This window comes from Algibacter sp., from assembly GCF_039977455.1.
In the GTDB taxonomy this organism is placed as follows: domain Bacteria; phylum Bacteroidota; class Bacteroidia; order Flavobacteriales; family Flavobacteriaceae; genus Algibacter_B.
The window spans coordinates 137,768-152,402 of the sequence record NZ_JBDWDG010000029.1; the positions used below are offsets into that span (position 1 = coordinate 137,768).

Sequence of the window (14,635 nt, forward strand, 5' to 3'; positions counted from 1 at the left end):
CTTTAAATAGTTTACTCCATTTTACATACCAAACATTCCATAAAAACTAATACATCAACTTCATTTCTAAGTTTTCTTGAACTTTAATCTGCCCAGAATTACTTAAGGTATTATTGGATTGTGAATTATTTTTTGCGCCCCATAAAACTGAAACAAAGGCCACTGGATTATTTTTAAAAGTATTTCCCGTAATATTTACATTTACAATACCATGATGATTTAGTAGTATACGGTTTTCTTCATTAGAGCCGCAATTTGTAAAGGTTGAATTTGAAACGAGAAGGTTTCCTCCAATTGTAGACTCATCATAACCACCTCGATAATAATCAACCACATTGGCTTTTACATTATTGAACTTACAATTATCTATGGTTAAGTATTCGGTGTTATAATCTCCTTTATCATTAATTTCTTCCGACAATTCAATACCATTCGCACAATCTGAAATGTTAGAATTATTAAAAGTAATACGCTCTGCAAAGGCTTCTTTATAAACCTTTAAAACGTAATTAAAATTACTTATTTCGGTATTTGAAACTGATAAACCAAAATGATTAGACATGTTTTCTTTTAAACTTGCAAAAGCATAATTGCCATTATTTCCCTTTAAATCTACATTATTAACCGTTAGTTTTCCTTTAGGATTAAGTGCAAAAAGCGGAGTATTAACAGCTCCTGAAAATAAAACCTGAGCTTTCCCTCCATCTGTAGATTGAATTGTTACCGTTTTATTAATAACTAATGACTGCTCTACCGTATAAACACCCGGATTTAAAACTATAATATCACCATTATTTGCCGCATCTAATTTTATTTGAATCTCGCTAGCATTAGAAACCTTGTGATAAACAGGTGTTTTGGCTTCACTTTCATTTGAAAACCAATCTGTACCGTATTTAGATTTATCAAGAATATTAGGATTTGCAATATCTTCTCCAATTATAGCTCCAATACTATTATTATCTTTTCTTGACTTACCGAATAAATCTGTTTCTATATTCTCGAAATCAAAGCCTTTGTAAGGTTCAATATCACTTGGTACACCAGTTGGAATTTTAATATTCTCAGATAGCGATTTTAACGTTAACGAAGCCTCCTTTATTCCACCAGCAAAATCCTTAAAATCAACACCTTTATTATCAACTATGTTATTTATAAAAGTAACTCCATCGGCTTTATCATTTTCAATTACAATAGCCTCTAAACCCTTTTCATTGTAAATAACATTGTTTGCCACAGTAGTTCTAATGGCTCTTGCCGAACGAATTTCAGACTTTGGTAACACCTCGGCTAGATCAATATTTGTACCCACACCAAATTGCCACGGTGTGCTACAATTGACATAAGTATTATAAGCCACCACAACATCGGTAACTTGATTATATCTGTTTTGTGGCGATTTTGGTATTCCGTTCATAACAGCTAACGGACTTCTAAAACTCGTACCTTTTAGGTTAAAAAAATAGTTGTTTGTTACCCAATGTCCGGTGTTAATAATTCGGATACCCCCATAATTTTTGTTAACACCATCTCCTATAAAATAGTTACCATCAATCGTACAATAATTACCATGTCTGGTTACTAAAGACCCTTCACTTTTATAAAACACATTGTTTCTAAACTCGTTAAAGTTGGTTTTGCTTGATATAACCTCAACCTCTCCATTACATTCTTCAAATAAGTTATTGGCAACCATAGTATAACTTGGAGCCATTGATGTAAAACTATTTCCTAATTGAATAGTCTCGCCACTTGGTCCTCCTTTTACAGGCCGTGGACCAAAATGATTATTAATAATTTGATGGTAGTTATTTATACTTTCAATTCCTTCTAAATTAACTCGTATTGTTGGTCCTCTATTGGTTTTGCCAGCAATATAGCAATTACTTAACTCGTTATGTCTACCCCAGAAATTAACCCATAAATCGCTATCATCGCGTTTAAGTTTATTAAAATCTTCTATAACGCAATTTGTTATTTTACAATTATTTGCAATTTCATCATCATTTATTTTAAACTCGACTACTGCTCTAGATGGCGAATACCCATTTTTAAAATGCAACCCTTGAACCACTAAAAACTGACCTCCAAATTTTAAATATGATTTACCTTCAATAGAAACTTTACCGGCTGTTTCTGCGCTTAAAACTATAGGACTGTCTTTTGTACCTTCGCCTCTAAACTTAATTTCTACATCTTTCCAAACACCATTTGCTAGAACAATGTTATCTCCAGGTTTAGCATCTTTAATCGCCTCATTTAAAGCCTGAATATTATCAACTTTAATACCGCTAACGCTTGTATTAGCGGATTCTTTACAACCAAAACTAAGGAGTAAAATACTTAGATAGATTAAAATAGTATTCTTGAATTTAAAATTAATGGAGTAATTCATTAGTATTATTTCTTTTAAGTTTATGTATTAATATCAACCAACTATAATATTAGGATTCATTCCACAATTTTTGAACAGCATTTAAGTCTTTTTTCATGGCATCAAAAACGACTTTTTTATCAACATTTAATGTAGTATGTCCCTTTTCTGCGCCTCCCAAATCATATTCTAAATGCAAAGAAACTGGAGGTTTTAATTTATACTTTTTTAGTATTTTAAAATAGGCATCAAAATCAACCATTCCCTCACCAATAGGCACATTAATAGTTTTCCATTGGCCATTAACCTTACCCCATTTAAAGTCTTTTAAAACAATAACTTTAATATGATTTTGTAAAAGTTTGAGTCCGTTTACCCAAGAATTCCCGCCTTCAACAACCGCATGTCGAATATCGTATTGGGTACCAAAAAATTGGGTGTTTGCTAATTCTAAAATAGCTTTAATTTCCCAAAAAGAAGCCCCTACTTTTACACCTGCATGATTTTGGTAACTACCAACAATATTATGCTGTGCATTTAACTCGCTAAGTTCTTTTATTTGATTTTTATAGATATTAATAGAATCTTCTAAGCTATGGTCTTCTAAATACTCAAACCAATTTGAGCGATAGCAATTAACACCACATTGCCCTGCCGTTTTTATTACATCTACATCGAGAGGGTTATTCACATTCTCAATACTTGTTGTAATTATTTTACATTGGGAACCACCAGATTCTATATCAGCAACGGCTTTAGGTAAATCTATTTTCACACGTTCTGGCAATACATGTCCTTTTGGCCTCACCGTTAAATCGACTCCAGAAAAGCCCATTCGTGCCGCCATTTCACCTGTAGTTTTATAATCTAAAAACTGAAGGTGTTTAGAAAAAATATGCACGGACAAATCATCATTATTGGAAGCGTTAACCCAATTTAACCCATTATTAGAAAACCCTAACATAGGTATTGCGCCTAAGGCTAAGGCCGATTTTTTTACAAATTCTCGTCTATTTTTTGATACCATAATTAAATTTTAGTAAACTAAAAAAAGCCTTTTATCTTAAAAAAAGGCCTTTTAATTAAACTATTTTACTGGTTACTCTACTATTATTTTTTTAGTTAAGCTTCCATCAGTAGCATTTACCTTTAAAATATAAATACCACGATTTAAATTAGAAATATCCAATTTACTATTAACCAAGTTGGTTTTTGAAATAACTTTTTGCCCAATTAAGCTATACATTTCTACTGAAATAACTTTTACAAATCGTTTTGTTACTTAGTCTTACTAAAGGTAATTTTGTTTTCATAATGTAATATTTTAGTTATAGTTTTAGTTTTAAATTCCTTTGGACGTAAAATTCAGTTTTTGGTTTTCCAAATTGGTTAACCAATTATAGATTTCCCAAATATATTACAAAATTTACGAATACACCTAAATTTTAACACAAAAAAAGAATTCTAACATCACATATTGGTATATTTTAATCAATTCTTTAAATACAATATTATAATTACACCTTAAGCTGAAGATCATGAATACCTTTTATTCATAAAAACCTTAACATTATTTCTAAAACGTGAGCTTTTAAGTTTTCACAATAATCTCTAGTGTTTTTCTAATTTGAAAACCAGATTGTTTTAACCGCTTCGAAATGACTCACATAAAACACATAAAAGCGATCTATAAAGCTTAGGATATGTTAAAATTAGTGAACAGCATTTAACAGAAAACGAATTTGATACAGGTAACTTGTCTGACACCTATACCTACTTAAAATCTTAATATTACTTCAAATTGTAGTTAATAAAAAAGCCCATATAATAACAACAATGGGCTTTAATAATAGTTTTTAATTTACTACGTGTGGCTTTTAAGCCATATCTAATTAATTATACATCTACTCCACCATTTCATTTCTAGTTAGATTCATTTTCATATCATGGTCATATTGGCAACAACCAGCTAAATCTTTATACGCTTCAACATTTCCAGAAACTTTTTCTGTATCATATCCTGATGCCCCAATTGCTTTGTGAATTGCCATTACATCTGTTTTTGTATCATCAAAAGACACATCAATTTTCTTTTTATTTACATCCCAATTTGCACTTGCAACGCCTTCAATAGCATTAGCTGCTTTTTCGATGGTTTTTTTACACATACCACAATTACCTCTAACACCAAAAGACACATCTGTCATAGCTATATTTTTAGACACTTCCGTTTTTGTTTCTGTGGCTACCTGCTTGGTGTCGTTTTTACAACTCGTTAAACCTATAGCCATAATTACAGCTACACTTAAAATTACATTTTTCATTGTTTTAAAATTTATTTATTGTTATTCTATTACTTGTTTTACTTCTCCACAGGTTAGCATTGCACCACCAAAATATGGATTGATTACTTTTTCTTCCCTGCTCAACCAATATGCTCCATTGTTATCGTCTACCATCGGACAAAACTCAACAAAGACTTTTTCGTTGACACCAAAGGTCTGAATCGCTCCAATTAAATGGGATGAGAGCTGCTTAAAATGATTTCGTTGTGATTCCAATTTTGAAGTATTTGAAATTGATGTTGCTGAAGCTTTTATTTCTTTTTCTAATAACATCCAATAAGCATGAGCCTCTTTATCTTTTAATCCCTTTATTTCCACGTTAGATAAATGACCCAATAGTCGTTTTGATTCTGTTATAACCTTATTATATTCGTCTTTCACCAAAGCATCTTTTAATTTGATATAATCATTAAAAACCACTTTTAATTGATTCTGAAAGTCCTTAGACACTTTTATTCTTTCTTTCCTATTATAAAGACTCGCATTATTTATTGAAGTATTCCTTTCCATACCTAGGTGGCCTTCATGACCAGTAATAACTTTACCGCCTTCTTTATTCATCATAGATTTCTTGCCTTGTAATTGCGCCGCAGCATCAACCGTAAATGTTCCATGAGTTACTATTTCATCTTCAATTTCCAAACCCTTTAGCACTTCATAATTATCGCCAATTTTATGACCTAAAGTTATCTCTCGCATTTCAAAAACAGGTTGATTGGGATCTGTTTTTAAATATACAACTGAACGCTCTCCAGTCCATAAAACTGCGGTAGATGGAATAGTTAATACCGGCTCTTTACTTGAAGTGATTCCTTTTACTTTTGCTTCAACAAACATTCCTGGTTTAAAGGCATCCTGTTTATTAGCAAGTACAGCTCTTAATTTTACAGTTCTTGTTTTGGTGTTTAAAACAGGATCTATAAAATCTACCTTAGCTTTAAACACTTTATTAGGATATGTATTGGAAGTTATAGAAATGGCTTGCCCTATTTTAAATAAATTAATTTGATTTTCATACACATCAAAATTGGCCCAAACCGTATTTAGATTCGCTATTTTGAGCAAAGGCTGACCTTGTTTAACAAAATCACCTTGTTCTACTAGCTTTTCAGAAACTGTTCCTGAAACCGTTGCATAAATCGGAACGTTTTCTTTAACCAAACCAGAAGTTTCAATTTGATTAATTTGACTTTCAGAGAGTTTCCATAATTTTAATTTGTTTCGTACTGCCTTATACAATGAAGGTTGCGATTCTTTTATTGAAGCCGCTGTAATAAGTTCTTGTTGCGCTGCATATAGTTCTGGAGAGTAAACAGTTGCTAATAATTGTGCTTTATTTACTTTTTCGCCTGTAAAACTCACATTTAGCTGTTCTATTCTTCCTGAAAAATAACTGACTTGAACTGCATTAGCGTCTTCATTTTCTACAATTTTTCCCGATAATTTAATTGTATTATCTTCTGATTTACCATGACCAACCATTGATGTTTGAATGTTTGCCAATGCCATAGCGTTTTCTGAAAGCTTGAATTGGTCTGCTAATAGACCCTCAGAGCTACTCGCCACAGGAATTAAATCCATACCACAAATTGGACAATCCCCTGGCTCTGGTTGCATAATCTGTGGATGCATAGAACACGTCCACATCTGGTTGGTTTCTGTCGCTGCATCATGATTGTGTTCTGATTCTATATTTGAGGACCCGCCAAAGAGCAGCCATCCTAACAACATTCCAACTGCAAATATCCCTACGTAAATTATATATTTTTTCATTTTTATATTTTTTTGTTCCTTAATCTCAATGCATTCCCAATAACCGAAACAGAGCTAAAACTCATGGCTAATGCAGCAATCATTGGCGATAATAATATTCCAAAAAATGGAAATAACACTCCTGCTGCAATGGGTATACCTAATGTGTTGTAGACAAGAGCGAAAAAGAGATTTTGTTTAATATTTTTCATTACAACATGACTTAGATTTTTTGCTTTTACAATACCATCTAAATCACCTTTAACCAAAGTAATCATAGCACTTTCAATAGCTACAGATGTTCCTGTTCCCATGGCGATACCTATATCACTTTTAGCCAATGCTGGTGCATCATTAATGCCATCGCCTGCCATAGCAACCACTTTTCCTTTTCCCTGTAGTTTATCTACTTCCCTAAGTTTATCTTCAGGCAACATACTAGCTTTAAAATCGGCAAGATTTAATGCTGATGCTACTGCTTGTGCAGTATCGTGATTATCGCCTGTTAACATAAGGACTTCAATACCTTTTTCCTGAAGTTTCTTAATGGCTTTAGCACTTGTTTCTTTAATTTTATCACCTATTACCACATAACCAATAACTGTTTTATCTATTGATAAATAAGACACTGTTTTACCTTGTTTTTGATAGGTTTTAGCCGCTTCAGCCATTTCCGAGCTTATCGCTGCATTGGCATAATCCATCATCTTAGGATTTCCCAATGCTACCTTTTTATTATTTATAGTACCTTCTACACCTTTACCTGTAACTGCACTAAAATCATCGGACTTTAAAATGTCAGCATTTTGCTCTTTACCATAGCTAACGGTAGCTTCTGCTAATGGATGTTCGCTATTTCTGTTCAACGAAACAATGTAATTAAGAATGTCATTTTCGGTTAAACCATCATCAAAAGACCCCACTTTTTCAACGGATGGCTTTCCTTCTGTAATGGTTCCTGTCTTATCTACAATTAGCGTAGTAACCTTATCCATTTTTTCGAGCGCTTCAGCGTTTTTAATCAATACACCATTTTGAGCACCTTTACCCACACCAACCATAACCGACATAGGTGTTGCCAAACCTAAGGCACATGGACACGCAATTATCAATACTGCAATAGCATTAACAAATGCATAAACATAAACGGGTTCTGGTCCCCAAATAGCCCAAACCACAAACGTTAGTACAGAGATAACAACGACAATAGGCACGAAATATCCTGATACTTTATCGGCTAAATTCTGGATTGGCGCACGACTTCTACTGGCATTGTTAACCATGTGGATAATTTGCGAGAGTAGTGTATCACCTCCCACTTTTTCAGCTTTCATTAAAAATGATTGATTACCATTTATCGTTCCGCTACTTACTTTATCATTAACTGTTTTATTAACTGGAATGGGTTCTCCTGTAATCATAGATTCATCAATAGTTGTATCGCCTTCTATTACCTCACCATCTACAGGAATTTTATCACCTGGTTTAACTTTAAGAATATCATATAATTCAATAGCATCTATGGATACTTCAACATCTTTACCATCTACTACTTTTATAGCTTTATTGGGCGCTAATTTTAATAATTCTTTTACTGCCGAATTGGTTTTACTATGTGCGCGAGCTTCTAAAAGTTGACCTAAAAGCACCAATGTTAATATGACGGTTGCTGCTTCAAAATAAACGTGTACTGCACCAGATTCCGTTTGGAACTGACTTGGAAAAATATTTGGAAAAAACATACCAAAAACACTAAATAACCAAGCTACACCAGCACCTATACCAATAAGTGTAAACATATTAAGATTCCACGTTTTTATACTTCTATAAGCACGTTCAAAGAACATCCAGGTAGCATAAAACACAACTGGAATGGATAACGCAAACTGAATCCAATTCCAGTATTTCTGTTCCATTATTTCGTTCAATGGATTGTTGGTTAGCATTTCACTCATGGTGATTAAGAAAACCGGTAATGTGAATATTAATGCAAGCTTAAACTTCTTTAATAGCTTTTTATAGGTTTTCTCTTCTGCTGAAATATCGGCCTCCATTGGCACCAAGTCCATTCCGCAAATTGGGCAAGCTCCAGATTGATCTTTTACAACTTCTGGATGCATGGGGCACGTCCATTGCTCTGATGATGTTGTGGACAGATTTTGTTCTTCGACTAAATCCATACCACAAACAGGACAATCACCAGGCTTATTATAGGTTTTATCGCCTTCGCAATGCATTGGGCAATAAAACACACCTGTACCTTTACCTTTAGGTTGTTTATCCTTTTCTTCTTTGGCATGATGATGTTCCCCTAATCTATGAATACTATAGTTTCCACCATCCTTCTTCAAAGCGTCTTGAAACCGTTCAATTGGAATATGAGATTCCATTTCAATTGTTGCTTCTGCTTTTTCGAAATTAACAGAAGCCTTTAAAACATTTTCCACTTTTGAAAGTGTTGCTTCAACATGAGCGCGACAACCGTTGCAAGTCATTCCGTGTATGTGATATGTATGTTTCATCTGTTGTTATTTATTTTTCCAAATGGTCAGGATATAATTCGCTAATAAAAACCTTGAATTGAATTATTATAATACCTCTGCTCATTTCATTGTTTACTGAATTAAATAATTAATTATAGTACTTTGAATATAATAGGTTTTAACAGCCTCTATTTGGTTCATCTGGAATTTCAATTGCAATTCTTGAATATCCAAAACATCATTAAAATCTATCATTCCTGTTTCATAATTTTTAATTAATATGCTCTCTGCATCCTTTGCTTGTTTTAAGTTCTTGGTTTGGGTTACATAACTTATTCTTGCTGAAACCCTATTGTTTACAGCTTTATCTAAAAGTGTTTCCAAAGTATTTAGGCGCTCTTGCTTTTGAACTGTTATTTCTTGCTGTTCTAACTCATTTTGCTTGGTGAGAGATTTATACTTTTTATTAAAAATTGGAATTGACAATGAAACCATGGGCATTACAATATCTTTTCCGTTATCCGTGAAGCTCATATCTGGTCTTTCAGAAACATTGATATAATCTAAACCGAAACCAATTATAGGGCTACTTTCTTTTTGGTTTAGCAATTCAGACTGCTCTATCGATTGATAAAGTTTATCATACTTCAACAATTCAGGATGTAATTCTAAATTTCCTGAAGTGATTTCAACCGCTCCCGAAGGCATCATTAAAGTATCAACCAGGGTAACAGCAACATCATTGTCCCTGTTCAAAAGATTGTTCAATTTAGTTTGTTCTGATAAATATTGTTGTCTCAAAACATCTAATAGTTGTTGCATTTCATTTTGACGCATTTGTAATCGTAATACATCTACTGCTGAAGCTTTACCAACTTCAACAGAGCTTAACGCCAATGTTTCATAGGTATCAAGTAATTTTATATTTTCAATGAGCACCTTTTGTTTCGCTTTGTTGGCGTTTAAATTGTAATAGGATTGCGATACCGATGCCATCAATTTTCGCTTCGCGATAACAATGTCTTCATATTTTGCATCTACCAATGAACTCACATAATTTTCTCGTGAAGAAATTGTTCCAAACCATGGCATCATCTGCTTTACTGAAAGTTTAAAACGTTGCGGACCAGTTCGGGTTTCTGGTTCGCTTACAAAATAACCTACACTAAATTCGGTATTAGATAGGGCATTGACCTCATTCACTTTTTCAGTAGCTCTTCTATACTGTAATTCAAACTTTTGAATTTCAGGATTGTTAGTTAATGCTTCATTAATAAGTGTTTCTAATTCTTGTGCATTTGCTTCTAGGACAAAGCATAAAGAACAAAGAATAAAGACTGTTTTGAGTACAATATGTTTATTGAAATTTTTCATTATTTATTTTTTTGTCTAACTTCTATTCTCTTTTTCCCTTATTCTTTTTAAAAGAAACTCTTCTCTCCAGCTATATAAAACAGGTACAATAAAGTAAGAGGTGATATCTATAACCATGCCTCCAAAAATGGGAATTGCCATAGGTATCATTATATCGCTTCCTTTTCCTGTGGATGTTAAAACGGGTAACAGCGCTAAAATGGTAGTTACTGTAGTCATTAAACACGGGCGAATACGTTTTTCGGCTGCTTGTAAAGCGGAAGTTCTAATACTCTTTTTATCTGAAGGTTTTTCTCGCTCAAATGTTTGTGTAAGGTATGTTGCCATAACAACGCCATCATCTGTGGCGATACCAAATAGTGCTATAAAACCAACCCAAACTGCGACGCTTAAATTGACCGTTTTCATATTAAAAAGGTCTCGCATATTCTCGCCAAATAAACTGAAATTGAAAAACCAATCTTGACCATAAAGCCATAACATAATAAATCCACCTGCAAAGGCAACAGTTATCCCTGTAAACACCATGAGTGAGGTAGGAACAGATTTGAATTGGAGATACAAAATCAAGAAAATAATAGCTAGTGCTAAAGGCACAACAACAGACAATGTTTTTTCTGCTCTTAATTGATTTTCATAAGTTCCTGTAAATGTATAGCTAATACCTTTTGGGACCGTTAATTCTTCAGAATCTATTTTTTGCTGAAACAAGGCTTGCGCATTTTCGACAACATCTACTTCTGCAAATCCATCTAATTTATCAAACAACACATAGCCAACTAAAAAGGTGTCTTCACTTTTTATAACTTGCGGCCCTTGTTCATACCGGATAGTTGCTAATTCACTTAATGGAACAGGACTGCCTTTTTCAACAGGAATATAAATACCTTTTATATCTTCTGGATTTTCTCGCAGCTCCCTAGGATAACGTACTCGAACAGTATAACGCTCTCGTCCTTCAACCGTTTGCGTTATAGCCATACCGCCAATGGCTACTTTTAGCACACTTTGCACATCTTCAATAGACACACCGTAACGGGCGATTTTTTCTCTATCAATATCAATTAGAAAATACGGTTTCCCTACAATTCTATCGGCAAAAACAGCTTCAACCTTAACGCCTTCAGCTTGCTTCAACAGAGTTTCCAATTGCATACCAAAGGCTTCAATTTGCTTTAAATCTTGTCCTTTTACTTTTATGCCCATGGGTGCACGCATGCCTGTTTGAAGCATGACCAATCTAGTTTCTATAGGTTGTAATTTTGGTGCAGAAGTAACCCCAGGAAATTTGGTAACTCTAACTATGTCTTTCCATATATCATTAGGACTATTAATTTCTGGTCGCCAATTTCGATAGAATTCCCCATCTTCATCTTCTATTAATTGAGTATGTTTAACGTTAGTAAAAACAGCATGTTCTGAAGTATTAGGGTTCGCGATAAACCTTCCGTCTTTCAACTTGAAAGCGCCATCATTATTTACTTTGTAACGTTGTATTTGCCCTTCGGCATTTCGCATGTATTCTGACTTATACTGAATCATGTTTTCATACATCGATAAAGGTGCAGGATCTAAAGCCGATTCTGTCCTTCCTGCTTTTCCCACTACGGTTTCAATTTCTGGAATGGTGGCTACAGCCATATCTAATTGCTGTAGCACGCGTTTATTTTCTTCAACACCAGAATGTGGCAAAGACGTTGGCATTAACAAAAAAGAGCCTTCATTTAAAGATGGCATAAATTCTTTTCCTGTATTATTCATTATCCATACTCCAGAAACAAGCACAGTTGCAGGAATCATTAAAAACAATAACTTGTTTGCTAATGCCCAATTTAAAATTTGTCCATAATACCGTCGTAAAATTGAAAATATCCCTAAAACTCCGAAGCAAATAATCGCTACAAAAATTAAGTTTACTAGAACACTTCTGTCAAAGCCTAATGGCCTCCAATATTCGGCTAGTAAAAATATAATGGCAGTACACGAAATAATAATATTTATAAGGTTGTTATTTTTCTTATTTAATTTACCCAAAACTCCAAGTAAACCTGTAATACCAAAAGCAATTAAAATAATTCCTAACCAATATCCAATACCCACAACTGCGATTCCAGCAACTATTAAAACACCATTTACAATGTATTTAAACGAGCTTTTAAGTGCTGTTTTTCGAAATAAATAAGCTGCAAAAGGTGGAATTAAAAACAAGGCAACAACCAAAGATGCTGATAATGCCATCGTTTTGGTAAATGCTAAAGGTCTAAACAATTTTCCTTCGGCACCTATCATAGTAAATACAGGCACAAAGCTGATTATTGTAGTTAATACTGCTGTTAAAATTGCCCCAGAAACTTCGGCGGTTGCGTTATAAACCACCTCATTTGTGGATAAGGCAGTACCATCTTCTCGTAATCGTAATGTGTCATCATCGAGATGTCGAATCACATTTTCGGCAAGAATAACGCCAACATCTACCATAGTTCCAATAGCAATAGCAATACCAGAAAGCGCTACAATATTGGCATCTACATGAAATAGTTTCATGGTAACAAATACCATTAATACTGCAACAGGCAACAACCCTGAAATTAAAATAGAAGCTCTTAAATTGAACACCATAACAATAATAACCAAAATGGTAATTAATATTTCTAGTGTCAAGGCTTCATTAAGCGTGTCTAATGTTTCTTCAATAAGTTCGGTACGATCATAAAAAGGAACAATTGTTAATTGAGATTTTCGTCCATCTGCCAAAACTTTTGAAGGTAATCCGCCTTCTAGCTCTTCAATTTGAACCTTTACATTGTTGATGACTTCCATTGGGTTAGCACCATATCGTGCCACTACAACACCACCAACAACCTCTGCTCCTTCCTTATCTAATATACCTCTTCGTGTTGCTGGACCTAATGCTACTTTACCAATATCTTTAATTTTAATTGAAGTAAAATCTTCGGAAGTCACTACAGCATTTTCAATATCTTCAACAGATTTTAAATAACCTAAACCACGAACTAAATATTCAGCTTGATTGATTTCTAAAGTCTGAGCACCAATATCTTGGTTACTACTTTTAACCGCTTTTACAACTTGGTTCAAACCAATGTTATATTGACGCATCAATTCTGGATTAACATCCACTTGATACTCCTGGACATAACCACCAATGGAAGCCACTTCGGAAACACCACTTGCAGAAGACAAGGCATACTTAACGTAGTAATCTTGTATACTTCTCAGTTCGTGTAAATTCCAGCCACCAGTAACATTCCCGTTTTCATCGCGACCTTCAAGCGTATACCAATATATCTGTCCTAAACCTGTAGCATCTGGTCCTAATGCAGGATTAACACCCTCTGGCAATAACCCATTTGGTAATGAGTTGAGTTTTTCAAGAATACGACTGCGACTCCAATAGAACTCTATATCTTCTTCAAAAATGATATAAATACTTGAAAATCCAAACATAGAAGAACTACGAATGGTTTTAACTCCAGGAATCCCTAATAAGGATGTGGTTAACGGATAAGTAATTTGGTCTTCTATATCTTGAGGCGAACGACCATCCCACTTTGTGAATACAATTTGTTGATTCTCTCCTATATCCGGAATGGCATCTACAGCCACAGGATTGGTAGGTAAAAATCCTGTATCCCAATTAAAAGGTGCATTTACTGTTCCCCACCCAACAAAAAGGACGAGTAACAGCACCGCTACGAGTTTGTTTTCTATTAAAAATTTGATGCTTTTATTCAGCATTAGTTTTGATTATTAAACAGTTAGACAATGGCGTTATTAAAACACCGCATACAACAAATTATCCTTATGACATTATACAGCCATAGGATAAAACAGTCTATCGTTTAAAAATCAAATTAAATAAGTCTCGTCAATCTTGAAGATGTCTTTTATGACGAGAGGTGGTTTGTATTCTTCAAAAGAAAATACCTTATTATCTAAACCTTCAAAAAGGTTAATATAAGTGTAAACAAAGGAAGCAATGATTACTTGATGCTCAAAAGAAATTTTGTCGACTTGCACTTGTAGTTCATCTTGACCATCAACAACCAACTGCTCATCATTACAACAATTCTTTTTTGTAATAGAACAACCTTCGGTTGAAGGTTTCTCCATGTCCATTCCACATCCTTCCGCTTTAAGCAACATAGCAGTTTCAACCAAAGTATCTCCACAATAATGCATATTAAGCGCAAATGACATGGTAGAGAATAACACTACAAAAGCCATGACCAAAGCTATTATTTTATGGAATACTTGTTTCATACTGCCTGTAAAGTTACAAAATT

At 33.9% G+C, this 14,635-nt stretch carries 9 protein-coding genes; all 9 read right to left on the reverse strand.

What is annotated here, in order from left to right; genetic code table 11:
* Positions 1–46: 46 nt before the first annotated feature.
* Positions 47–2,395, reverse strand: coding sequence for a chondroitinase-B domain-containing protein (locus ABJM36_RS14125; RefSeq protein WP_348452148.1), 2,349 nt, complete (start codon positions 2,393–2,395; stop codon positions 47–49).
* Positions 2,396–2,444: 49 nt separating this feature from the next.
* Complete coding sequence (locus tag ABJM36_RS14130) at positions 2,445–3,401, reverse strand: sugar phosphate isomerase/epimerase family protein (RefSeq protein ID WP_348452149.1); 957 nt, start codon at positions 3,399–3,401, stop codon at positions 2,445–2,447.
* 72 nt (positions 3,402–3,473) lie between these two features.
* Positions 3,474–3,632 carry a T9SS type A sorting domain-containing protein gene (locus tag ABJM36_RS14135; RefSeq protein ID WP_348452211.1) on the reverse strand — a complete coding sequence of 53 codons (159 nt, stop codon included), beginning with the start codon at positions 3,630–3,632 and terminating at the stop codon, positions 3,474–3,476.
* A gap of 646 nt (positions 3,633–4,278) precedes the next feature.
* Entirely contained in the window at positions 4,279–4,698 is a 420-nt protein-coding gene (locus tag ABJM36_RS14140) for a cation transporter (RefSeq protein WP_348452150.1), read from the reverse strand.
* A 21-nt stretch (positions 4,699–4,719) separates the two neighbouring features.
* Entirely contained in the window at positions 4,720–6,492 is a 1,773-nt protein-coding gene (locus ABJM36_RS14145) for an efflux RND transporter periplasmic adaptor subunit (RefSeq protein WP_348452151.1), read from the reverse strand.
* Positions 6,493–6,494: 2 nt separating this feature from the next.
* The gene (locus ABJM36_RS14150; RefSeq protein WP_348452152.1) at positions 6,495–8,993 is read right to left on the reverse strand and encodes a heavy metal translocating P-type ATPase; all 2,499 of its coding nucleotides are present in this window, start codon (positions 8,991–8,993) and stop codon (positions 6,495–6,497) included.
* A gap of 93 nt (positions 8,994–9,086) precedes the next feature.
* Positions 9,087–10,328: a TolC family protein gene (locus tag ABJM36_RS14155; RefSeq protein ID WP_348452153.1), complete on the reverse strand. Its 1,242-nt coding sequence runs from the start codon at positions 10,326–10,328 to the stop codon at positions 9,087–9,089.
* A gap of 15 nt (positions 10,329–10,343) precedes the next feature.
* Positions 10,344–14,087 carry an efflux RND transporter permease subunit gene (locus ABJM36_RS14160; protein WP_348452154.1) on the reverse strand — a complete coding sequence of 1,248 codons (3,744 nt, stop codon included), beginning with the start codon at positions 14,085–14,087 and terminating at the stop codon, positions 10,344–10,346.
* A 111-nt stretch (positions 14,088–14,198) separates the two neighbouring features.
* Positions 14,199–14,612 carry a hypothetical protein gene (locus ABJM36_RS14165; protein ID WP_348452155.1) on the reverse strand — a complete coding sequence of 138 codons (414 nt, stop codon included), beginning with the start codon at positions 14,610–14,612 and terminating at the stop codon, positions 14,199–14,201.
* Between the last annotated feature and the right edge of the window lie 23 nt (positions 14,613–14,635).